We start from the raw sequence: 22,085 nt of genomic DNA, 5'->3' as shown, positions 1-22,085 counted from the left end.
CACCGGCCTGACGGCCGTAACGGTGCCAGGCACCGAAAGGAGTTTTTTTTATGTTCGGAACATTCCAGGAGCTTGTATCCCCCGTTGCCGCCCGGTAACGACTGGAGCAGGACTCACATCGAAGGCCCGGTTTATCTTATCTTCCGGACCATCGACTCAACGCGGGTCACACCTGCCGCATCAAGGCCCCTCAAAGGCACCGGCACCTTTTGACCCATCCCATGCGTTTGCGTAAGCCCCACCTTTCGTTGCACGCCCTCACCAGGTGTGTACCCTCCGGACCGGCAACGGTTTCCACCTAAAAATCAATAACTTGAAAATGCAGGAACGGCGATCGACCCGTCATCCCAAGGATGGGGGCGCGCCCTTCCCCACCACGATTTTTATGTGCTGCACCACCAAACAGGTGCAGACCCTTTGGAGGGATAACCCTTGGATACCCACAACCACAAACAGACCGATATCAACCAGAACCCCATAGAAAAAACCGTCAGGGTCACAGGCGTCCGGAAGAATTTTTTCCTTGTCAGCGACGGAGAGACCGAATCGCTGACCACCGCCTCGGGCAGACTTTACAAACAAGCCGATGAAAACGGGCTCTTCCCGGCCACCGGGGACTGGGTCCACCTCACCGACGGCAGGATCACCTCGGTGCTCCCCAGGAAAAACGCCCTGTCCAGAGGAGCTTCCGGGCGACAGGGCAAAAAAGAGAACACCCCCGTCCGCACCCAGATCATTGCCGCCAACCTGGACTGGGTCTTTATCGTCTGCGGCCTGGACAGGGATTTTAACCTGCGCCGCATCGAACGCTACCTCACCCTCGTCTACAACTGCGGATGCACCCCGGTGATTATCTTGAGCAAGGCCGATCTCCACGACTCGCCCGAGCCCTTTGTTCTCGAGGTGGAGTCCGTGGCCTTCGGCGTTCCCGTGCACCCCGTCTCATCGGTTCACAAGGATGGCATCGCTGCCCTTGCCCCCTACCTGGGAGAAGGCCAGACCGTTGCCCTCCTGGGCTCCTCCGGGGCGGGAAAATCCACCCTGGTCAACTGCCTGGCGGGGTAGGGGAACAGTTACCCGGGAGGTGAGCAGCCATGTGGGCAAAGGTGTCCACACCACCACCACCCGGGACCTCATCCGCCTTCCCACAGGGGGCGCCCTCATCGACAACCCCGGCATCCGTGAAATCGCCTTCTGGGATGTGGACGACGGATCGGACAGCGCCTTTCCGGAGATCGAAGCCTGGGCTGAGTCATGCCGGTTCTCGGACTGCACCCACACGGGAGAGCCCGGATGCAAGGTGCAGGAAGCCTGCCGCACCGGCGAACTGGACGAAGAGCGCTTGGAGAGCTACCTCAAGCAGAAACGCGAGCTGGCCTACCTCTCCGACAGGCAGACCAAGAGCGCGGACCGCATAGAAAAAGAGCGGTGGCAATGGGTGGCCCAAGAGATGAAACAGATGAAAAAAAGGGGGCAGATCAAACGATGAGGCGTGGTACCTAATTCAGTTCAAAAGCGCCTCCGGCGGCCCTGCCGGGGGACAAACGTTTAATCCGCCTTCGCCCAAGGGCTACGGCGCGACAAGAAAGTTTGGCAAACAGGTCCGACGAGCGACTTCTGCCGGCCTTAAGTTACCGACAAGTGACTTTTCTAAACATAACGGACATACCTCGCCTTCTGCCCTTCAGCCCCAACCGGGCTAAACGGCAGAAGGCGAGGCAACCTGCTTTGATCAGGCTGTCCATGGCCTTGTTCCCCGGGATGGGGCCATGGGCAATGCCCACCGGCTGTCGCTCCGCCCTGACACGTTCACCGTTTCTGCAGCACCCCAAGCACTTCCACGTGGGGGGTATGGGGAAAAAGGTCCAGTGGCTGGACTTCGGTGAGGGAGAATCCTTTTTTACGGGCCTGGGCAACATCCCGGATAAAGTGGGGAAGATCGCACGACACGTAAAGAATCATACGGATGGAAGGAAACATCTTGAGGAATCGGGGAAGACCTGAAAATCCGGCCCGGGGAGGGTCCATGACCAGGATCTCGGGGTTGGGTATGGCCCCGGCAAGGGCGGCCCATCTCCGGGGCTTGAACAGATCGACGGCCACCACGGTAACACCGGGCAGGCCCCGTTCGGCAAGGGGCAAAACCGCGTTGCCCGCCACCTCCGAGGCACACACCTGAGAAAACCCCATGGCCGAGATCACTTCGGTGAAATTCCCGGAGCCTGCAAACAGTTCCAGGATAGGCACGGCGCGGTCTTCGGCGTGGAGGCGGTCCCTCAGCCACGCCTTCATGACCCGGTTCTGGGCCTCGTTGCCCTGCCTGAAGGGGCGTCTGCGGTTCAACGGAAGGGTATCAAGGGTGGTATCGCTGTCAATGTCGAGGTAGTTCCAGGCAAACCCTGCTGGCGAAGCCCAGCAGTGGGTCAGTGGGAAGTTCGCCTTTGAGGCGGTGAAACAGGGCCCGGGTGGGCCCGTCCAACACCGGGCAGTCGGACACGGGAACCAGGGTGCGGGTCACGGGCGAGACATACCCGATTGCCCTCCCGTCGGTCTTGAACTGGGCGCGGTTGCGGTACCCGAGGACTGCCCGGGATCCCATGACAGGGCGGATCGCCGTTGAATCTGACGAAAACCCGGCCCGATCCAGCTGGTACCGGACCTGGTGCTCTTTCTCCCGAAGCTGGGCCTCGTAGGAAACGAACATCCAGGGACAGCCCCCGCACAAACCAACGCCAAAGCCGTGGTGGGGGCAGGCCGCATCCACGCGATGGGGGGAGGGCCTCCTCAAGGTAATTAGCCGGGCGTGGCCGTAGCGCTTCTCAAGGTCCGTAATTTCAAACAGCCCCTCATCCCCCGGCCAGGTCCCGGGCACGAACAACACGCCGCCCCCGGGGTGGTCGCAGACACCAAACCCTTTGCTCCCCAGGGACCGTATCGTCCCTTCAAACCGTGACCCCACGCCACCGCTCATATCACAGCCCCTCTGCCCTGCCCCCCTCGCCCTCGCCTTCCACCTTGGCCTCCACCCCTCACGCTTAGCCTTTAGCCTTTAGCCCTTAGCCCTTCCCCCTTAGCCTTTCGCCTTAAAATATCCCTCAAGCCGATCCATGGCCCGCTCAATGTTCTCAAGGGAGTTGGCGTAGGAGAAGCGCAGGTAGCCCTCGGCGTTTTTGCCGAAGTCAATGCCGGGAGTGACCCCCACGTGGGCATTTTCAAGGATGTCGAAGGCGAGTTTGTAGGAATCCATGGAGATGTGCTTGGCGTTGGCAAAGACGTAGAAGGCACCGGTGGGGGGCACGGTAATCCCCAGGCCCATGGCCCGGAGGCGCTCAATCATGTAGAGGCGCCGTTTGTTGTAGATCTCCTTCATGCGATGGGTGTCGGCCTTGGCCTCTTTCAGGGCGGCGATGCCCGCCACCTGGGCCGAGGCGTTCACCGAGATGAAAAAGTTCTGCTGGATCTTCTGCAGGGGGCGCATAAAGGCTTCCGGGGCGATGACGTAGCCCAGGCGCATGCCGGTCATGGCGTAGAGCTTGGAAAAGCCGTTGAGGACAAAGGCGTTATCCGTGAACTCCAGCATGGTGTGCTCTTCCCCTTCGTAGACCAGGCCGTGGTAGATCTCATCGGAGACGATGGCCGGTCCGAGCTTTGCGATACGCTCCATACGGTCCGTGGAGAGAAGGTTGCCCGTGGGGTTGGACGGGGAGTTAAGAAAAATGGCCCTGGTGCGGTCCGTCATCCGCTTTTCGATCTCGGCCACCCGAAGCTCAAACCCGTCGGCTTCGGTGACGGGAACTGCCACGGGCACCCCCCCGACAAACTTGATGAAGTTGGGGTAGCAGGCGTAACCGGGATCCGACAGGATCACCTCATCGCCGGCCTCCAGCATGGCAGAAAAGACGGAAAAAATGGCCGGAGAGGTCCCCTGGGTCACCATCACGCGATGGGGGGACACGCTCACCCCGTAGGTCTCATCGTAGTACTCGCAGATGGCTTCCCGGAGTTCCATCATCCCCAGGCTGTGGGTGTAGTGGGTGTGTCCCTCGTTGATGGCTTTGCAGGCCGCGGCCTTCACGCAGTCCGGGGTGTCGAAGTCGGGCTCGCCCACCTCCAGGTGAATGACATCCACGCCGTCGCGCTCCATCTCCTTGGCACGTTCCAGTACATCCATCACGATAAACGAGGTCATCTCCTCGGCTCTTCTGGCGATCATCACTCCTCCTGCTCAGCTGCGTCATCTCGGGTCAAAGGGCGGTCGCCCCACACGGTTCTAAACCCTTATTTGTAGCATATCCGGGCCTCTGGTTCTACGATTATGGATGGACGACGGCCAAGGCTTTGGCCTCCGGCGGCCCTGCCGGGGGCCAAACTTTTGAAAAGTTTGACAAACAGGTTTAGGCCAATCGCCCCAAAGCCTTGGCGGAGGCCCTCACCCTGAGGAACGAAGGGAGAGGGGCCGTAACATAGTCGGATCGTCCCTGGCCGCCGGAGGCCTGCTTTGTGAACCGACTTTAACCATAGAAGGCATTGTTTTATTTTTTCCTGAACACTGACTGCCCCGTGAAGCGCCCGGGCCCACATGCTTTTTGTCTTCGGTTGTGATATATACAGTGACTTTGCACAAACGCATGATTGTGGACTGAAAAGGGTGAGGATTTCATGGAAGAAAAAGGGTTTCCCGCATTCGGGACCGGATGTGCGTCGCTTCTCAGCAGGCACCTGACCCGCCGTGTGTGGGAGGAGTTGAAGGATCTGGAGACAGGGTCGGGCTACACCGCCGCCGACCTCATCCGCTCCGGCGTGGAACAGCAGGAGAGCTCCGTGGGTGTCTACGCAGGGGACGCGGAGTCCTACGACCTGTTTTCCCCATTGCTCACCCCGGTTGTCCGGGAGTACCACGGCAATGCAGGCCCTCATCCCGCCCCGGACTACTCCCTGGCCCACCTGCCCGAACTCAGCGCTTCGGCAGCAAGCAAAATCATCTCCACCCGGGTGCGGGTGGGGCGGAACCTTGCGGGCTTCCCCCTGGGGCCTGCCATCTCTCCCGGCCAGCGCCATGAGGTAGAAGAGAGGATCAAGGCCGCCCTTGCCCGGCTCCCCGAGCACCTCCAGGGCACCTACCATCCCCTGCCGGAGATGGACCCGGCCCTTCGCGACGACCTCATCGAGCGCCACCTTCTCTTCAAGAACGAGGACCGCTTTCTCCTGTCGGCGGGCCTTATGCGGGACTGGCCCGAGGCCCGGGGTCTTTTTCTCTCCCACGACGACGCCTTCAGCGTCTGGGTCAACGAAGAGGACCAGCTCAGGATCATCTCACTTCAAAAGGGAGGTGACGTCACGGAGGTGTTCAAGCGCCTGGCCGACGGTGTGGCCGCCCTCTCCTCCCATCTGGACTTCTTAACCCACCCGCGCCTGGGCTCCCTCACCAGCTGCCCCACCAACCTGGGCACGGCCATGCGTGCCAGCGTGCACATGAAGCTCAAGGGGCTGGCTGAAGACGAAGAAGCCCTTCACAAGGAAGCCAACGCCTTAGGGCTCCAGGTCCGGGGAATCCACGGGGAGCACTCCGAGGGCCGCGGGGGGATCTACGACATCAGCAACCGCATGCGCCTGGGCGTTACCGAGGCCGCGGCCCTGGGCCATCTCATCGACGGCATTGCCCGGCTTGCCCTGCTGGACGACGAGGCCTCCGCGTCATGAACCCCAAGGATCGAAAAATCTTCATCACCCTCTTCATGTCCATCTTCTCGGCAGTGACCGGGGTGGGTATCGTCATCCCGCTGCTCCCGGTCTATGCCCACGAGCTGGGGGCCAGCGGCCTGTACATCAGCATGATCTTCGGGGCGTTTTCCATCTCCCGCACCCTGGTCCTCCCCTGGTTCGGCAAGACCTCGGACCGCATCGGGAGAAAGCCCTTTATCCTTCCGGGCCTCCTCTTTTACGCCCTGGTCTCTTTGGGTTTCATGATCTCAAGCTCCGTGGGCACCCTCATCGGGCTCAGGTTTCTCCAGGGCATTGCCTCGGGCATGATCATGCCCGTATCCCAGGCCTATGTGGGGGACATCACCCCCAAGGGGAAAGAGGGTTTTTACATGGGGCTCTTCAGCATGGCCATGTTCCTGAGCCTGAGCATGGGCCCCCGACGGGGGCTTTATCAACCGACGACGGCCTGGACGTGGCCTTGGCATGGGGATCCTGGCCGTGGCCGCCTTTGTCATGGCCCTGGTCTTCCTTCCCCCGGTGGCCGAAGAGCGATGCACCGCCACCCGCAACGAATCCATCGCCGTCATGGGCCTTTTGAAAGACCGCCTCATCCTGGCCCTGGTCTCCTTCCGGCTGGTCTACACCACCTGCGTGGGGATGATCTGGTGCTTTCTTCCCCTGTACGTGGACGTCACCTTTGGCCTGGGAAGCGCCGAAACCGGGATCCTCGTCATGATGATGGTCCTTGCAGGAGGCCTGCTCCACATCCCCATGGGCCTGGTGGCGGACCGCATGAACCGAAAACTCCTGGTGGGGGTCGGCGGCCTGTTCATCGTGGGCTCCATGGTGCTCTGCCACCAGGCCACGGGATTCTACAGCCTCCTAGGGGCCGTGATTGTCTTCGGTATCGGCGGGGGCACCTCCCTTCCTGCCCTCTCGGCCCTGGCCGTGGAACGGGGCCGGGAGGTCAAAGGTATCGGGTCGGTCATGAGCCTTCTCACCATGGCCCACAGCCTGGGCATGCTCCTGGGCTCCCTCATCGCCGGGGTCACCATGGACCTGCTGGAACTTCGCCTTGCCTTTCCCATGGGCGCCCTCATCATGGCCGCGGGCCTCATTCACTTCACCTGGCTGAGCCTTTCCCGTGAATAAACGGTTCCTTGCCCTCAGCTGCCTCCGGCGGGTCGCTTTTTGAAAAAAGCTCCGCAAAAACGTTCCGGTAAAACATAAAAATAAAGCCTGTTTGTCAAACTTTTCGGAAGTTGCTCGGCAGGGCCGCCGGAGGCAAAACTTAAATGCGTTTGATCTGGTTCCCTGCCACTGTGGAGTTGCGAAGCAGACCCGACTCAGGTATAAATAGAAGTATATCAATCCTTTTTCCCACATCCTTTTGAGACATCGCCACACCGTCTCCCGTTTACGAATCCATACAGATGAGGCCATGCCATGCCCATGTCGTCGCCGTATTGTCACTGGATCATCCCGCGAGGCGTTCGATTCGCCGTGCTCTTCGCGACCCTGCTTGCCCTCCTGACCGCGTGCAGTTCCGAACCCAAGGGTCCTGCCCTTACCCTGGCACCCCTGCCCTGGCCTTCAGACGCCCTGGAGCCGCTCATCTCCCAGCGCACCATGGAGCTGCATCACGGCAAACACCACGCCGCCTACGTGGACAAGGCCAACAAGCTCATCGCCAACAGCCGGTACGAAGGAAAACCCGTTGAGGAGATCCTTGCGGCGACCCGGGGGAAAAAGAGATACACGGCCCTGTTCAACAACACGGCCCAGGCCTGGAACCACGCCTTTTTCTGGACATGCCTCACCCCGGAAGAAAGCGCAAAGCCCGAAGGCGCCCTGGCCGAAGCCATCAACACGGAGTTCGGGGGATGGAATGCCTTTCGGAGTGCATTTATTGAGGCGTCCCTCTCCCATTTCGGCAGCGGCTGGGTATGGCTGGTCAGGGACAAGGGCGCCCTTCGCATCCTCACCACGGCCAATGCAGACACCCCCGTTGCCCAAGGTCTCACCCCTCTTTTTACCATTGATCTGTGGGAACACGCCTACTACCTCGATGTGCAGAACAAACGAAAGGCATACGTGGAAGGTGTTTTTGACGGTTTGGCAAACTGGAAGGAAGCAGAAAAGCGATACAACGCCGGAAATCCCTATCTGATATGCTCAAAGACCATAAAATATGCATGTACCCCTCACCCGGGAGGCACCCCATGACAGACCCGTTGGTATGGACCGAAGCGATCTCGGTAAACATCCCGGATATCGACAGCCAGCACAAGGCCCTGTTCGACATCATCAACGACCTCATCGCCATCCATGAAAGGGGCGGGGACCCCAATGAAATCCTCACACAGATCGGGCGCCTCATGGACTACTCAGACCGCCACTTCCTCACCGAAGAGAACCTCATGGTCAAGCACAACTTTCCCGGGTTTGCGGAACACAACAAGGCACACATGGCCTACATGGAGCAGGTGGACCTGTTCATCAACGAGTACAGGGCCGACACACAGGGCCTGCTTTACGACATGCTCAACTGACTCGACTGGTGGTGCCCATGTCTCGCACACGGACACCCAGTACGCCCACCACATCCACCCCAGCTGAAGGGTCCGCATGACAACACGTCAACACAGGAGAACATCATGGTATCCATGTTGAACTGGACCGACGACATGCTGGTCCACATTGACGAAATCGATGATCAGCACAGGAACCTGTTCCTGCTCATCAACCGCCTCATCATCCACAAGCGCAACCAGGGGCGCCGCGAGGAGCTCCTGGACCTCATCCGGGTCCTCGTGGCCTTTGCCCAGACCCATTTCCGCACCGAAGACCACCACATGGCCGAGACCAGTTACCCCCTGGCCGTGGCCCACAGCAAAGAGCACTCGAAGTTTACAGAGCGGATCAAAGAGTTTGCCTCGGATTATGAAAAGGGCGTCGAAGACCTCTCGGACAAGATGCTCTCCTTTCTGAGGTTCTGGTGGACCACCCACGTGGCCGACTCCGACAAAAAATTCGCCGCCTACCTCAGAAACGAGGGGTACATCCCCTGACGCTTCACTCCCCTTGAAAAAACCGCGCCCGGTCGGCCCCCACCGCCAGGTGGCCTTTTTTGCCTGAGGTCCACCGGGTGTCGGCCGGTTCAAACACAACCACCCTGTGGGCCCCTGCGTCTCCATGAACCAGGGACCATCCCCCGCAATACTCCACCCGCGTCACCGCAAAGGGAAGTCTCCCCGGAGCGGGCTCCCCGTGAAGCGTCACATGATGGGGCCGGAAAAACAGCACCCCGTCCCCATCCTCTCCCTCTGCAGGTACGACTCTCTCACCCTTTCTCGGTGACAAACCACCCTGCCTGAAGTCGCCCTTCAAGGGTGTTGGAAAGTCCCAGGAACGTCCCGGTAAAAAGGTTCTCCGGGCTCTCATACAGGGACCTGGGGCTGCCGGTCTGGAGAATCCGTCCCTGCTTCATAACGGCGATACGGTCCGAAAGGGTCAGGGCCTCCTCCTGGTCGTGGGTCACGTAGAGGGTGGTGAGGGAGAGGCGGTCGTGGACCTCCCTGATCTCCCGGCGCAAATCGATGCGAAGCCTTGCGTCCAGAGCCGAAAGGGGCTCGTCCAGGAGCAGCACCGACGGGCTCGGGGCAATGGCCCGGGCCAGGGCCACCCGCTGCTGCTCCCCGCCGGAGAGGGTGGCGGGAAAGTCATCTGCCTTGTCCGTAAGGCGGACCAGGTCCAGGAGTTCCCTCACCCTGGCTTCCCGGCCTGCCTTGTCCATGTGCCGCAGCTTCAGCCCGTAGGCCACGTTATCGGCCACCCGCATATGGGGAAACAGGGCATAATCCTGGAACACCATGCCGATGCCCCGTTTTTCTGGGGCCAGGCCGGAGATCTCATCCCCGTTTAAGGCAATGCTCCCGCCGTCGGCGGGTTCCAGCCCCGCCACCATGCGCAGGAGGGTCGATTTCCCGCACCCGGACGGGCCGATCACCGACAGAAACTCCCCCCGGGCCACGGTGAGGTCCACCCGCAACTCAAAATCGCCGTAGGTCCGAAACAGGTCAGTCACGTTCAGGGTCAAGGCTCTCTCCTCCCATCCATTCAAGCAATAAAAAACAGCCCGCACACAGCCCCATGAGAAGGGCTCCCAGGGCACAGGCGGCAAAATAGCGATACGCCCCGATGAGTCGGTACAGGGCAAGGGGAATGGTGACGGTATCGGCCCGTGCCAAAATCAGGGTGGCGTTGATCTCTCCCATGGAGAGGGCAAAGGCAAAACAGGCCCCGCCCATCAGGCCGGACCGGATCAGGGGCAGCTCCACGGTTAAAAAGGTGCGAAAGGGCCCGGCACCCAGGGTGCGGGCCGCCTGGGGCAGGGAGGGGCTGATGCGCTTGAGGGAGGCGGACACAGACCGAAGCACAAAGGGGTAGGTCACCACCACGTGGGCAGCCACCACCGCGACCCGGCTTCCGCTGTAATCGGGAAAAAAAAGGGCCAGGCACTTGAAATAGCCCAGCCCGAGGACCACGGAGGAGACCCCCATGGGAAGCATCATGGCCGTCTCCGTGAGCCGCCCCAACGGCCCCTTGCTCCGGGTGGTAACCCAGGCCGCGGCAAGGCCCAGGGGCAAGGCGGCACAGACGGTAAGACCTGCAAAGGTGAGGCTGTTTTTCACCGCCGCAAGGGAGAGGGACGGCCCGGTGTCCGCAAAGAGCATCCCGTACCACTTCAGGGTCCACACCAGGGGACCGGAACGGGAGGTCTGGGCCAGGAAGGACCGGCCCACAAGGGCCAGAAGGGGCGAGGCCACCACCAGGACCACCATGAGGATGTAAAGGCCCCACACCAGGCGCACCGGTCCCGTCAGGCGCATGGTCCCGCGCCGGGCGGCCTGGCCCCTTACCACGTGGCTTGCCCTGTGCTGCATCTTCACGGTGAGAAAAAGAAGGGTCAGGGTGAGCACGGCCCCCACCACGGCAAGGGCCGGTGGGGTGGGGAAGGCCGTGCGGGCAGCCCGGTAGATCTCCACCTCGATGGTGGTGTACCGGGGCCCGCCCCCGGCGCCAAACTTCATGAAACAAAAAAGGTAAATGAGCCCGGCAGCGGAAAAGATGGCGGGCAGGAGCCCGGGCAGGGTCACGGTGAAAAAGGTGCGATAAGGCCCGGCACCCAAGGTGCGTGCCGCCTGGGCCGGGCCGTCGTTGTGCCGTTCCCAGAACGAGCCGATGAGCCGCGCGGCCAGGGGAAAATTGACAGGATGATGGCGGAAAAGGAGTAGAGAATGGGAAAGGGGGGCCGCTTCAGGTCCAGCATCCCCATGGCGAACCGATTGAGCACCCCGCTGTTGCCGTAGAAAATCACAAAGGCCAGCACCACGAGAATGGAGGGAAGCACAAAGGGAATGGCGGTGAGGGCTTTAAGCAGCCGCTTGCCGCGAAAGGAGGCCCGGCCCAGCAACCAGGCCCCGGGCAGCCCCAGGATCAGGGAGACCACCGTACTCACCAGGGCCTGCCACAGGGTAAACCCGATAACCCGGAAGGTGTAGGGGCTTGAGAAGAGACGCACAAAGGGCGAGGGTCCCGCCCCCCCGTCAAGGGCCTCCATCAGGATCACCGACAGGGGGAAGTAAAAAAGAATCAGGGTGGGAACGAGGGGCACGAGCCAGAGAAGCCGCGCCCTCCACTCCCTGTGCGATGACAGGATCATTTCGAGACGGTATCCACCCAGGTAGAGATCCAGGATTCGTTCTTGGTCATGATCTCAACAGGCGAAAGCTGGAGGTTTTTCCCGGGCTTCACCGCGTGGGAGAAGCTCTCGGGAAGGGGGGTGGCGCTGTTGGCCGGGAACATGATGTTGGTTAAGGGAATCTCCTTCTGGAAGGTCTCGGAGAGCATGAAGTCGATGAAGGCCTCGGCGGCCTTGCGATGGGGTGCCCCCTTGAGGATCCCGGCCCCTTCGATCTGCATGTAGTGACCCTCTTCAAAGGCCGCGGCCTTGTAGCGGTCGCTCTTTTCAAAGGCCACATGGTAGACGGGGCTGCTGCTGTAACTCAACACCACCGGGGCTTCCCCGTTGGTAAAGAGACCGTAGCCGGAGCTCCAGCTGTCGGTGATGGTGAGGATGCTGGGGGTCAGGCGCTTCCAGTAATCGGCAAAATTGTCGCCGTAGGCCGACACGGTCCAGAGCAGAAAACCCAGGCCAGGGCCGGAGGTGCGGGGGTCCATGAGGATAACGGACTTTTTGAAACGCTCGGAGGTCAGGTCTTCCAGGCTTTTGGGAGGATTCTTGACCACCTCGCTGTCGTAGATCAGGGCAAAGTAGCCGTAATCAAAGGGCGTCACCTGGAACTCGGGGTCGAACCGAAGGGCCTCGGGCACCTGATCGATCCCCTTGGAGCGGTAGGGGGAAAGCACATCGGCTTTCCTGGCCTTGGCCAGCAGGTTGTTGTCGATGCCGATGACCACGTCGGCCCTGGGGTGATCCTTCTCCAGCATGGCGCGCTGGAGCACCTGGCCGGAGCTGCCCACGGAGATCAGCTCCACCTTGATCCCGGTCATCTTCTCAAAGGAGGGAATCACCTTGGGGGCCAGGCCCCACTCCGAGGCAAAGGAGTCGTAGGTGTAAATCACCAGTGTGTCGTCATTTTTTTCATCCGCGGCATAGGCGGGCAGTGCGGAAAGGCACAGGCACAGGCACAGCACGGCCAGCATCACTCGTTTCATCATGGGTACCCCTCGTTTTCTCTTTGAATTCAAAAAGGTTTGCAAAAACGTCTCTAAAACACCCTGCGGGCCATGGACGCCACGGCACGCTTCACGTTTATATTCGAGGCCTTTGTCCTGTCGGCCGGGATCTATCGGTGGCTGGCTCTTAAGTAGTCGTTGACAGCGGCCCCTGTCAACGGCTTTCTGGTGAAATCCATACAGGTCCCGGCGGGAAAGGGGGCTGCCCCGGATTTCATTTTTCAGAGTCCCCTCCGCCATGGAAGTATGGTATACATAAAGGATCTGATTCCCCCCGTGACATCGCGTTTCCCCGCTCCATGGCACCCTTTTGCCGCACCTCCCTCCCGTTGTCCTGAAATGCCCTCGCCCCTTTGAAAGTCGTAACATCAAGGGACACAACCGTTATGACCCCTGCCCCCAGACATCGCCGGGGCCGCCCATGGCCCGGGACACGGCCTGCCGTTATGTGGGGCATGGTGCTCCTCCTGACCTGGCTGCCGTCGCCGGTGTTCTCTGTCCCCGGACCGGAGCCGCCCCCCGCGCCTGTCAGGGTGCTTCTCCTCTTCTCCTACCACCAGAGCCTGGTGTGGGAAGAAGAGATCTACAACGCCGTCAAGGAGGGGCTGAGGAACGCCCCCTACCCCGTGGACCTTCACGTGGAGCACATGGACACCAAAAGGACGCCCTACGACCCGTCCTACGAAGCCCAGCTCTCGGACCTGTTCCGGCACAAGTTCTCCCACCGCCCTCCGGACCTTGTCATCGCCTGCGACAACAACGCCTTTGAGTTCATGCGCACCCGCCACAAGGCCCTTTTTCCCAAAACGCCGGTGGTCTTCTGCGGCGTCAACTTTTTCCACGACGAACAGATCGAGGCCCTGCCCCTCTTCACCGGGGTGGCCGAAGCCTTTGATGCCCCCCGAACCCTGGACATCGCCCTGGCCATTCACCCGGATGCCACCCACGTTTACGTCCTCAACGACCACCTGCCCACGGGGGTGGCCTGGGCCCAAACCATCCGAGAACAGTTGCGGCCCTATGAAGAGCGCCTCGCCATCACCTACCTTCCGGACCTGACCATGGAAAACCTGGAAAAGCGTCTGGCCGCCTTGCCCGACACGGCCATCCTCCTTATGGGGGTCTCTCTCGGACGCACAACGGCTCCACGAGCAGGAGCTGGAGCCCTGCGTCGGCTGCCCTCTACCTGCGCCTCCTGGACCTTCTTGCCCTGGGCGGCGGGGCCGCCTCGGGCGACCTGCACATCGACCAGCAGCAGGAGACCGGCAACATTGGCCAAAAAGGTGTTGTCAGGGACGCCCCCCTTTGCCATCCCCGTGGTCAAGAGCGGAGCCAACCGCAACCTGTTCGACCACCGTCAGCTGGAGCGATTCGGAATCTCCGAGCATCTCCTTCCCCGTGAAAGCACCCTGGTTCACCGCCCCTTCTCCTTTTACGCCACCTACAAGACCCTGGTGTGGCTGGTGGGCGCCTACACCCTGCTCATCTCCACGGGCATCTGCCTGCTCCTCGTCCACCTGTCGGGCCGCAGGAAGGTGGCCCGCGCCCTGGAGCAGTCCCGGACCCTTCTGGAGCAGAAGGTCCATGAACGAACCGCCCAGTTCAAACGGGCCAAGGAGGAGGCCGAGGCGGCCAACCGGGCCAAAAGCACCTTCCTTGCCCACATGAGCCACGAGCTGCGGACCCCCCTTAATGCCATCATCGGGTTTTCCGGCCTCATCAAGCAGGAGAAGAATCTCCCGGGCCGTCACGTGGAGAGCCTGGAGATCATCCTGAAAAACGGCGAACACCTCCTGGACCTGATCAACGATGTGCTGGAATTCACAAAGATCGAGTCAGGGGATATCTCCGTGGTCAATGCCCCCTTCCACCTGCAAAACGGCCTGGCCTCCATCCTCCAGGTCGTTTCCCACCGGGCCAAAGAGAAAGAGATCGAATTTCACTGCACCTGGCAGGAGGGGCTCCCCGAGGTTATCGTGGGGGACCGGCTCCGTCTTCGCCAGGTGCTGATGAACCTTCTGGGCAACGCCCTGAAATTCACCAAGACAGGCTATATCCACCTGTATGTCAGCCACCGCCCGTGCCCGGGGGACAAAGACCTGACGGACCTCTTCTTTTACGTTGAGGACACAGGCCAGGGCATCCCGTCAGAAGATCTCGCCGACATCTTCGCCCCCTTTGCCCAGGGCAGGCGCATGCCCCACAACAAGCCGGGCAGCGGCCTCGGCCTCACCATCTGCCGCCAGCTGGCCCGCCTCATGTCTGGCGACATCCCTGGCCGGGCCCCCGGCACCCTGCGCTTGCCCTCGCACGCGAAAGGTGGCCCCCCCTTGTGCCCCGTCCAGGCAGCGGTCCGCCGACGGTAAGGAGATGCCAACGGAGCCCCGGCGCATTCTGGTGGTGGACGACAACGCCGCCAACCGCCTCTTCCTGAAACGCCTTCTCGCCTCCGCAGGCTTTGAGGTCATCTGCGCCGTGGACGGCCAGGAGGCCGTTGACCGGTTCCAGGACATCCGGCCCCACCTGGTCTTCATGGACCTGCGGATGCCGGTGATGGACGGCATCGAAGCCACCAAACTTATCAAGGCCACCCCCGAAGGGGCCGTCACCCCGGTCATCGCCCTGACGGCCTGCACCTTCGGCATGGACCGGCAAAAAGCCCTGGAGGCCGGATGCGATGACTTCCTGGGCAAGCCCTTTAAAAAGGCCGCCCTCTTTGCCCTCATGGGAACCTACCTCTCCCCGCCCAAGACCGACTGCCCGGACGAGCACTAAAAAACGCCCTGCTCGGTCCGGGAACCGGGGGCGTTTTTTGGGATAAAACGGAGGTCAACTGAAGGACGGTGCGGTCCATCCAGTAGGGAAAGCCCCAGAATTTCTGGGTATAGCGGGGCTCCCGGTTATTGAAATAGTGATTCACGGCCCGGGCCTGCCTGCGCGCGGAGGCACAGGTGGCTATGCATCCGGGTCCCGGGCATCGATAATGGTTATGTCGTCATAAACCGGAACGATGACCTGGCCGGGCTTAACCACAAGAAATCGCTCCCGGTCCCAGGGACCGTTCAGGAGGTCCGACAAAAGTCCTTTGTCTCCCGGGATCTCCTCATACTCCCAGCCCTGCCACTGGGCCGCCTCCTGTGTCTTTTGCCGGGCCTGTCCCCCATGCCCAGGTCCACAAAGGCGGCCCGCCTGTAATGGGCCACGGATTGACGGTCCAGATCAGCAAGGATCCTGGCCTTTTTCTCCCCGTATTTTTCGGTGTAGTCCCGAATGAGCCGGGCATGGCGCTCCGGCCCGCGCACCTCGCCTCCCTCCACACTCCCCGGCATGTACCAGTAGGTATCGGGGTGCCGTGAAAAATGGCGGCGGTACCGCTCCGCCGAGCCCAGGAAGAGGGTCACGCAGTCGTGGGCCCTGGCGACCACCAGGGGAAGCTCCCCGGCCCGGATCCCCTCCAACCCCTTGCTGCAGAGGCCGTAGCCCAGAAGGATCACATCCTGGGACGCGTCCACGTTGTCCACGGCCTCCTGAATGGATTCATGGAGCCGTTTCGGTGTGTCGTGGAGCCCCATGTCGATGAAGGACAGGGTGGTGAGGTGCCGGCTCAAGGAGGCAAGGCGGGTTGCCTCCTCCTTCATCACGCTGCATCCGATAAACACCTGTCTGCGGGGTTCTGACGTCTCCATGCCCGGCCTCCTCGGGTTGACATGTTGGTTGGAATGCTGCCTTCAGTCTGCCACCCCGCCCCCCCACCGGCAACAAAAAAGGCGTGCCCTCTCAAGGAAGGCACGCCTTTAAAAAATCACAACACTGTCTGCGTGGGTTTACTCGTCGGCAAGGGACGGGTGGTCGTCCAGAAACCGGTAGAGGGTTGCCCGGCCGACCCCCAGGATACGGGCCGCCTTGGCCTTGTTGCCGCCGGTTTTCACCAGGGCTTCCCGCACAGAGGCGTCCTCCAGCTTCCGGGTGGGGCCCCGTTTCACCGACTCTTCCTGCACCACGCCAAGCTCCATGGGCAGGTCCGAGGGCATGACGGTTTTTCCCTTGCACCGGACAATGGAGAACTGGACGGCGTTCTCAAGCTCACGGACGTTGCCGGGCCAGGTATACGCCACCATGCGGCTCATGGCGTCCTTGGAAAAATCGGGGGACTTTCGCCCGTGGCGCATGGTGCACTTGTCGAGGAAATGGTCCACGAGAAGGGGGATGTCGTTTCGCCGTTCGCGCAAGGGAGGCAGGATAATGGGAATGACGTTGAGGCGATAAAAAAGGTCTTCGCGGAACCTGCCTGCCTTCACCTCTTTTTTGAGGTCCTTGTTGGTGGCGCTGATGATGCGGACGTCGGAGGTCAGGGTCTTTTCGCCCCCCACCTTTTCAAAGGTCCCCTCCTGGAGAAAGCGCAGGAGCTTCACCTGCATCTCCAGGGAGAGTTCGGCCACTTCGTCCAAAAACACCGTGCCGCCCTCGGCCAGCTCAAAGCGCCCCTTCTTGTCCCGCACCGCCCCGGAAAACGCCCCTTTCACATGACCGAAGAGCTCACTTTCGATGAGGTTCTCCGGAAGGGCACCGCAGTTGATGGGCACAAAGGGGCCGCCGCCCCGCTGGCTTTCGTTGTGGATGGCCGCGGCCACCAGCTCCTTGCCGGTGCCCGTCTCCCCGAAGAGATGAACGGGGAAATCGTACTCGGCCACGTCCCGCACCTGCTGGAACACATCAAGCATCTTGACGTCGCGCCCGATGATGTTGGAGAAGCTCACCATCTCGCCTGCCTTTCGGCGCAGTTCGAGAAGGTCGGTGAGATCCCGGAAGACGGCCAGCACACCGAAGGGCTGCTCTTCGTCGTCCTTCATCATGGAGACGGTCATCTCCACGGTGCGGGTCTCCCCGCTTCGGGTGACGATGTTGGTCTGGTAGGAGGTGGTTTCGGCCAGGTCCACGGACTCGCCGCAAAAGGAGCACCGGGCACCGCACAGGGGCCCACCCAGGGCATCGTGGCAATCCCTGCCGATGACGTTTTCCCGGGAGAATCCGGTGATGCGCTCGGCTTCACTGTTGAAGTAAAAGATCCTGCGCTGGAAATCATGGGCAACGATGCCGTCCTTGAGGTTATCGAGGATGCGCTCAAGGTTCTTGACGTTGCCGACTATGTTGTTCAATGACAATCCACTCATAATGAGCTTAGTTAGAATATTATGATAGGAAAGTCAATTACCATCGCAAAGAGATCACGCCGTCACACGCAACGTATCCCGGCCACCCCGGGCCCCGGTTAGTCTCACGCCATGGTGACGGAATAACCCGCCGCGGTGATGGCCCGCCGGACCCTCTCCACGACCCCTTCGTCGTCCACCTCAAAGGTGACGCAGGCCCCTTCGAGGCTTACCATGACGTTGTCGGTCCCGGACACCGCCTCCACGGCCCGGGTCACCGCGCCGGCGCAATGCATGCAGTTCATGCCGGCCACTTTCAACTCACGCCTCTCAGCCATCTTCTCCTCCTCACCCGGCAGCCCGTGAGCTTCCGACGGCGGTCAGGGACCTGTCGCGGAAACGCAGCACCACCTCATGAAAGTCAGCCTCGGTAAAAAGGCGGGAAAACCGCTCTCCGCCGGTGCTTCGGGCCTTGTAAAAGGCCACGCAGTGCCGGACGATGTCAAAGGCGGCTTCTTCATCAAAGATCCCGGGCACCTCCATGGCAAGGCGCGGGTGGCGCCCCAGCCGCCCCCCCAGAAGGACGCGATACCCCCTGCGAAGCCCTACCAGGGTCCCGGGTTTGCAGACCGCAACGCACCTACCGCAGACCAGGCAGCGCTCCATGTCCAGCACAGGGCCCGTATCCGACAGAGTGACGGCCTCTTCGGCGCAGGCGGTGACGCAGGCACCGCACTGGGTGCACGGGGTCTCCGAGGTTTCCGGTACCATGGCCCCGATGATGCAGATGTCCCGGATCTGGGGCTGCGAGCAGGCGTTGGGGCAGTCGGCAAAGGCCACGCGCAGCTCATGGTGAAACTTGAGCTTGCCCTTGACCCGCTCCCGGAGAAACCCGAGGATGTCCTCGGCCTCTAAGTGCGCCTTCACCTTCTCCTGGAGCCCCCTGCTCCCGCAGGCCTGCAACCTCCCCGTCGCCGAAACAGGCTTCCACCTGAAAGCCTGCCACTTCGTCCTCCATTTTGTTTAAAAACCGCGCCCGGGTCCGGTTGACCTCCTTCAGGGTCACCACGTCCACCCCGGCCTCTGCGGCCTCTTCTTCCACACGGGTTTTCACCCGTTTGCGGACAAAAAACGGAACCTTTTTGATCGCCGCCTCTGCTTCTGGAGTCCACTTCATGCTCAATCCATTTCCTTGGAACGGCCGCATCACAACGTGCCGATGGTTTTTGGTTTTTTCACCACAGTCAGCAGCATCTTAAACGGGGTCAGGGCCTCAAGGGCGTGGGGCACGTCTTTGGGCATGACCACCGATTCTCCGGTCCCAGCCTCCAGGACAGCACCGTCGATGTTGATCTTGACGCGCCCGTCCAGCACCTGAACCAGGGCATCTCCGGGGGCGGTATGGGCGCTGATCTCCTCGCCCTCGTCAAAGGCAAACAGGGTGATGACCACCCCGGGGGTGGTGGCCAGGGTCCGGCTCACCACCTGATTTGGCGCATCAAGAGTGACTTCATTACCACGGCACAGGACATCTGAATGTTCTTACCGTCGGCTCCGTGGCTCCATGGGTTTCACTCCTTCGTATGTATAGATCAGGCAAACAGCCCGTTTGTCGTCCCCTTATGGGCCCCGATCAACTGGGCTTCGTCCTCATGGACGGGTCGCCAGTGGACCGTATAGAGTCTCTCCTTGCCCACCATGGCCCCTTCGTTGAGGGTGGCCACATCCATGGCGGTCCCTTCCGGGTAATACTCCACCCAGAGCACCTTGTTCAACGTAAGCCCGAACTCCTGACAGATGGACTGGGCAAAATACTGAAAATGATTCCGCACGTTGAACCCTTTGCCCGTATCGGCAAAAAGGCAGATTACGGGCTTGATATGAAACACCCCGTCCGGCGTGGTGTCGGACAGGTCGACAATTTTCACCCGGTAGGACCCGGGCCACCAGCTGACCGGCCGCTTTCCCGAGCTTGTCTTTCCCGACCAGGAGTAGATGCCGTCATATAAAATCATGGTTTTTTCCTGCATGGGTTGTGCCGCTGGGCCCTGTTGAGACCCAATCGGCGAATTCTAAACCTTGCGGCGGGATGCCCGATCGGGCATCCCGCTTTGAACAACACTGTCTTCCGGGCACAAGGCGCCCTCCAGCGCCCCTGTGCCCGAGTTTTATCAGGCCAGCTCCCGGCGTGAAGCCATGTCCGTCAAGACGCGTTCCCGTGCCTTGTCAATGCCGAGTTCTTTACGTTTTTTGTCGATATGGGCCACCATCATGGCGGCCATCTCATAGGGATCTTTGGTGACGCCCCACTTGCCCAGCCCCTGATTCTCCAAACCGCCAAAGAGGAGGTCGTGGAATTTGGTCTCCTTTACCGTGGGAAAGCCCACCCCGAAGACCGTGAACACGCCCGAGGCCACAAAGTACTGGCCGATGGCAACGGCCTTTTCGCTCATCCACTCGGGCGCGGCTCCGGCCACGGGCAGATCCGCGATGGAGTCCCCCAGGCCGCCCTGGTTCACCATGGCCGTGGCGGCGATGAGAATCCGGGTGTTGTCCACGCAGGAGCCCAGGCCCAATACCGGCGGCATGCCCACGGCCTCGCACACCTCACGGAGGCCCGGCCCGGCAAGGACCGCTGCCTCGGGCACGGTGAGCCCGGCCTTGGCCAGGGCGATCTGCGAGCACCCGGTCTGGATCACCAGGACGTCGTTTTTGATAAGTTCCTTGACCAGCTCCACGTGGACCCAGTCCTGTTTCACCCGCGGGTTCACGCAGCCCACGACCCCTGCCACCCCTCGGATGCGGCCGTTGATGATGTTGTCGTTCAAGGGGGCGTAGCTGCTGCGGAAGCTGCCGCCCAGCATGTAGTTGATGTACTCGTGGGAGAAGCCGTTGAACTGCTCGTTGACGATCTTGGGAATCTCCACGTCCACGCCCCGGTCTCCGAAACGGGCAATGGCCAGGGTGACGATCTCGTCGGTACACTCCCTGGGAACATGCTCGTCGAACTCGATGTGACGGGCCCCTTCGATGTGGCAGCGGGGGTTGGTGGTGATGAGGTGGGTCTTGTAGCACTCGGCGGTTTTCACCAGGCCCTGCTGGATGCACTGGATATCCACGGCCATGGCGTCCACGGCACCGGTCACCAGAACGGGCTCGGTGCTCATGAAGTTTCCGGCATGGGGCACGCCGTGGCGGGACATCATCTCCGCACCGGAGCAGCACATGCCAACCAGGTTGATGCCCTTGGCCCCCTTTTCCCGGGCGATCTTCACCAGGGAGGGATCACTTACGGACACCAGCATGGACTCAAAAAGGTTGGGTTCGTGGCCATGGACAATGACGTTGACGTGGTCCTCCTTAAGGACCCCGAAGTTCACGTCGGCCTGGACCGGAGAGGGGGTTCCGAACATGATGTCCCCAAGCTCCGTGGCCACCATGGAGCCGCCCCACCCGTCGGCCAGGGCCGCCTTGCTGATGGCCTTGGTGATGTTCTCGTAGTGCTGGTCGCACCCCATGTGGGTCCGGCTCATGATGCCCAGCACCTCGATCATGGCACCCCGGGGGACAATATCGAGCTTGCGCCAGGTCTCCAGGGTCTTTTCAGGAACGCGCTTGGCAAAGGGGATCTCCCCTTCGGTCTGGGTATAGGTCTTCTCCAGCTCGTCGGCCAGGGCCAGGGCCTTCTCCTGAACGGTCATGCCGTCCACGTCCAGGCCCAGCTCCGCGCACAGGGCATCGAGTTTGTAGGGGTCTTTGATGGTGTAATCGGTGATGGTGCCGTTGGCCACGCCCTTGAAGAGTTCCAGGACCGCCATGCCGTGGTCGTTATGGGCCGCAGAACCCGAGGCCACCATGCGGGCCAGGTTCCGGGACTGAATGGTATCGATGGTGGCGCCGCACACCCCCACCTTGCCGTAGGGGTCCCTGGCATTCAGGCGGCAGGGCCCCATATAGCACATCTTGCAACAGGCCGACTCCGCCCCGATGGGGCAGGGTTTCATCTCAGCGGCCCGGTCAAAAGCCACCACCACGCCGTCTCTTCTCGCCTTCTCAAGCATGCGGCCGGTGGCCTCGCACTGGGTCACCTCGTTGATGGGAACGGCCTTCTTGACCTTCTTGTCCAATTTTTCCATAACTCACTCCCCTGGGCAGCCGGCCGATATCGAAGACGGGGATGGAACCTGGACCGGAGTGGCGCGGCCACCGGATCTTGGTGTTGAGCCTGCTTCTGCAGACCGATTGATTGGGAGGGACATGGAAATCAACAAGGGGAGGACAGAAAGGCTGTTTCGGTCTCACGCAGCCAGGATCACCGACCGTCGGCGTCATCGCCAAACCGGCCGCAACCTCCGTATGTCCTCGTTCATCGTTTCCGAGTCCCTGACATCATGTCTCATTCGAAATACAAACCAGATCGAGCGGGAGAACAGGTGAGGCTCAAGGCCTCACCTGTGTCACCGATACGGA

Annotated in this window: 26 protein-coding genes and 1 pseudogene; 10 read left to right on the top strand and 17 right to left on the bottom strand. The window is 61.2% G+C overall.

Going from position 1 to position 22,085, the window contains the following annotated elements; all coding sequences use genetic code 11:
• The first annotated feature begins 432 nt into the window (after positions 1–432).
• Together rsgA (ACOYW2_RS01165) and rsgA (ACOYW2_RS01160) are read left to right on the top strand one after the other, a co-directional pair.
• Entirely contained in the window at positions 433–1,065 is a 633-nt protein-coding gene (rsgA, locus tag ACOYW2_RS01165; protein WP_482769093.1) for a GTPase RsgA, read from the top strand.
• A complete protein-coding gene (rsgA, locus tag ACOYW2_RS01160; RefSeq protein ID WP_482769092.1) occupies positions 959–1,489 on the top strand; it encodes a GTPase RsgA in 531 nt (176 codons plus the stop codon). The genes rsgA (ACOYW2_RS01165) and rsgA (ACOYW2_RS01160) overlap by 107 nt, the downstream gene beginning before the upstream one ends.
• 320 nt (positions 1,490–1,809) lie before the next feature.
• On the opposite strand, the gene ACOYW2_RS01155 is transcribed toward rsgA (ACOYW2_RS01160), so the two are convergent.
• From ACOYW2_RS01155 to ACOYW2_RS01145, 3 genes are all read right to left on the bottom strand, one after another.
• Positions 1,810–2,343, bottom strand: coding sequence for a class I SAM-dependent RNA methyltransferase (locus ACOYW2_RS01155; protein WP_482769091.1), 534 nt, complete (start codon positions 2,341–2,343; stop codon positions 1,810–1,812).
• Between the two features lie 28 nt (positions 2,344–2,371).
• The gene (locus ACOYW2_RS01150; RefSeq protein WP_482769090.1) at positions 2,372–2,971 is read right to left on the bottom strand and encodes a class I SAM-dependent RNA methyltransferase; all 600 of its coding nucleotides are present in this window, start codon (positions 2,969–2,971) and stop codon (positions 2,372–2,374) included.
• Between the two features lie 99 nt (positions 2,972–3,070).
• The gene (locus ACOYW2_RS01145; protein WP_482769089.1) at positions 3,071–4,213 is read right to left on the bottom strand and encodes a pyridoxal phosphate-dependent aminotransferase; all 1,143 of its coding nucleotides are present in this window, start codon (positions 4,211–4,213) and stop codon (positions 3,071–3,073) included.
• Between the two features lie 446 nt (positions 4,214–4,659).
• On the opposite strand from ACOYW2_RS01145, the gene ACOYW2_RS01140 reads away from it, so the two are divergent.
• The 6 genes and pseudogenes from ACOYW2_RS01140 (at position 4,660) to ACOYW2_RS01115 (ending at position 8,774) form a co-directional block, all read left to right on the top strand.
• A complete protein-coding gene (locus ACOYW2_RS01140) occupies positions 4,660–5,700 on the top strand; it encodes a phosphagen kinase (RefSeq protein WP_482769088.1) in 1,041 nt (346 codons plus the stop codon).
• Positions 5,697–6,089, top strand: a pseudogene (locus ACOYW2_RS01135) (MFS transporter); the annotation flags it as partial. The gene ACOYW2_RS01140 and the pseudogene ACOYW2_RS01135, both read left to right, overlap by 4 nt.
• A gap of 97 nt (positions 6,090–6,186) precedes the next feature.
• Positions 6,187–6,855, top strand: coding sequence for an MFS transporter (locus tag ACOYW2_RS01130; RefSeq protein ID WP_482421354.1), 669 nt, complete (start codon positions 6,187–6,189; stop codon positions 6,853–6,855).
• Between the two features lie 351 nt (positions 6,856–7,206).
• The gene (locus ACOYW2_RS01125) at positions 7,207–7,929 is read left to right on the top strand and encodes a superoxide dismutase (RefSeq protein ID WP_482769087.1); all 723 of its coding nucleotides are present in this window, start codon (positions 7,207–7,209) and stop codon (positions 7,927–7,929) included.
• Positions 7,926–8,255: a bacteriohemerythrin gene (locus ACOYW2_RS01120; RefSeq protein ID WP_482421352.1), complete on the top strand. Its 330-nt coding sequence runs from the start codon at positions 7,926–7,928 to the stop codon at positions 8,253–8,255. Before ACOYW2_RS01125 ends, ACOYW2_RS01120 begins: the two co-directional genes overlap by 4 nt.
• A gap of 105 nt (positions 8,256–8,360) precedes the next feature.
• A complete protein-coding gene (locus ACOYW2_RS01115; protein ID WP_180137027.1) occupies positions 8,361–8,774 on the top strand; it encodes a bacteriohemerythrin in 414 nt (137 codons plus the stop codon).
• A 4-nt stretch (positions 8,775–8,778) separates the two neighbouring features.
• Here the strand turns inward: ACOYW2_RS01115 and ACOYW2_RS01110 are convergent, their stop codons facing one another.
• From ACOYW2_RS01110 to ACOYW2_RS01090, 5 genes are read right to left on the bottom strand one after another with little or no spacing between them, the layout of a single operon-like run.
• A complete protein-coding gene (locus ACOYW2_RS01110) occupies positions 8,779–9,009 on the bottom strand; it encodes a TOBE domain-containing protein (RefSeq protein WP_482769086.1) in 231 nt (76 codons plus the stop codon).
• A gap of 37 nt (positions 9,010–9,046) precedes the next feature.
• Positions 9,047–9,802 carry an ABC transporter ATP-binding protein gene (locus tag ACOYW2_RS01105; protein WP_482769085.1) on the bottom strand — a complete coding sequence of 252 codons (756 nt, stop codon included), beginning with the start codon at positions 9,800–9,802 and terminating at the stop codon, positions 9,047–9,049.
• Positions 9,783–10,895 (bottom strand): ABC transporter permease, encoded by a 1,113-nt coding sequence (locus tag ACOYW2_RS01100; RefSeq protein ID WP_482769084.1) that lies wholly within the window; start codon positions 10,893–10,895, stop codon positions 9,783–9,785. The genes ACOYW2_RS01105 and ACOYW2_RS01100 overlap by 20 nt, the downstream gene beginning before the upstream one ends.
• Positions 10,859–11,428, bottom strand: a complete 570-nt coding sequence (locus ACOYW2_RS01095; RefSeq protein ID WP_482769083.1) for an ABC transporter permease — start codon at positions 11,426–11,428, stop codon at positions 10,859–10,861. The genes ACOYW2_RS01100 and ACOYW2_RS01095 overlap by 37 nt, the downstream gene beginning before the upstream one ends.
• On the bottom strand, positions 11,425–12,447 hold the full coding sequence (locus ACOYW2_RS01090; protein WP_482769082.1) for a thiamine ABC transporter substrate-binding protein: 1,023 nt from the start codon (positions 12,445–12,447) through the stop codon (positions 11,425–11,427). Before ACOYW2_RS01090 ends, ACOYW2_RS01095 begins: the two co-directional genes overlap by 4 nt.
• 404 nt (positions 12,448–12,851) lie before the next feature.
• Between ACOYW2_RS01090 and ACOYW2_RS01085 the strand changes: the two genes are divergently transcribed.
• Complete coding sequence (locus ACOYW2_RS01085) at positions 12,852–14,831, top strand: sensor histidine kinase (RefSeq protein WP_482769081.1); 1,980 nt, start codon at positions 12,852–12,854, stop codon at positions 14,829–14,831.
• A gap of 4 nt (positions 14,832–14,835) precedes the next feature.
• Entirely contained in the window at positions 14,836–15,240 is a 405-nt protein-coding gene (locus ACOYW2_RS01080; RefSeq protein ID WP_482769080.1) for a response regulator, read from the top strand.
• Positions 15,241–15,420: 180 nt separating this feature from the next.
• Here the strand turns inward: ACOYW2_RS01080 and ACOYW2_RS01075 are convergent, their stop codons facing one another.
• The 9 genes from ACOYW2_RS01075 to cooS all read right to left on the bottom strand — a co-directional run bounded on the left by ACOYW2_RS01075 (position 15,421) and on the right by cooS (position 21,751).
• Positions 15,421–15,543, bottom strand: coding sequence for a hypothetical protein (locus ACOYW2_RS01075; RefSeq protein ID WP_482769079.1), 123 nt, complete (start codon positions 15,541–15,543; stop codon positions 15,421–15,423).
• On the bottom strand, positions 15,528–16,151 hold the full coding sequence (locus tag ACOYW2_RS01070) for a DUF1638 domain-containing protein (RefSeq protein ID WP_482769078.1): 624 nt from the start codon (positions 16,149–16,151) through the stop codon (positions 15,528–15,530). The genes ACOYW2_RS01075 and ACOYW2_RS01070 overlap by 16 nt, the downstream gene beginning before the upstream one ends.
• A 138-nt stretch (positions 16,152–16,289) precedes the next feature.
• Positions 16,290–17,621: a sigma-54 interaction domain-containing protein gene (locus ACOYW2_RS01065; RefSeq protein WP_482414854.1), complete on the bottom strand. Its 1,332-nt coding sequence runs from the start codon at positions 17,619–17,621 to the stop codon at positions 16,290–16,292.
• Positions 17,622–17,740: 119 nt separating this feature from the next.
• Complete coding sequence (locus ACOYW2_RS01060; protein WP_482414853.1) at positions 17,741–17,953, bottom strand: heavy-metal-associated domain-containing protein; 213 nt, start codon at positions 17,951–17,953, stop codon at positions 17,741–17,743.
• 10 nt (positions 17,954–17,963) lie between these two features.
• Positions 17,964–18,542 carry a 4Fe-4S dicluster domain-containing protein gene (locus tag ACOYW2_RS01055; RefSeq protein ID WP_482769077.1) on the bottom strand — a complete coding sequence of 193 codons (579 nt, stop codon included), beginning with the start codon at positions 18,540–18,542 and terminating at the stop codon, positions 17,964–17,966.
• Entirely contained in the window at positions 18,463–18,792 is a 330-nt protein-coding gene (locus ACOYW2_RS01050) for a PCP reductase family protein (protein WP_482769076.1), read from the bottom strand. The genes ACOYW2_RS01055 and ACOYW2_RS01050 overlap by 80 nt, the downstream gene beginning before the upstream one ends.
• Before the next feature lie 29 nt (positions 18,793–18,821).
• Positions 18,822–19,100: a cupin domain-containing protein gene (locus ACOYW2_RS01045; protein ID WP_482769075.1), complete on the bottom strand. Its 279-nt coding sequence runs from the start codon at positions 19,098–19,100 to the stop codon at positions 18,822–18,824.
• A gap of 107 nt (positions 19,101–19,207) precedes the next feature.
• Positions 19,208–19,630: a hypothetical protein gene (locus ACOYW2_RS01040; protein ID WP_180137036.1), complete on the bottom strand. Its 423-nt coding sequence runs from the start codon at positions 19,628–19,630 to the stop codon at positions 19,208–19,210.
• A gap of 156 nt (positions 19,631–19,786) precedes the next feature.
• Positions 19,787–21,751, bottom strand: coding sequence for an anaerobic carbon-monoxide dehydrogenase catalytic subunit (gene cooS / locus ACOYW2_RS01035; protein WP_482421341.1), 1,965 nt, complete (start codon positions 21,749–21,751; stop codon positions 19,787–19,789).
• Between the last annotated feature and the right edge of the window lie 334 nt (positions 21,752–22,085).

The sequence above is a fragment of the Desulfoluna sp. CLI2B genome (assembly GCF_056847375.1).
The sequence above is the reverse complement of the archived record's forward strand: the minus strand, read 5'-3'. Positions and strand labels throughout refer to the sequence as shown.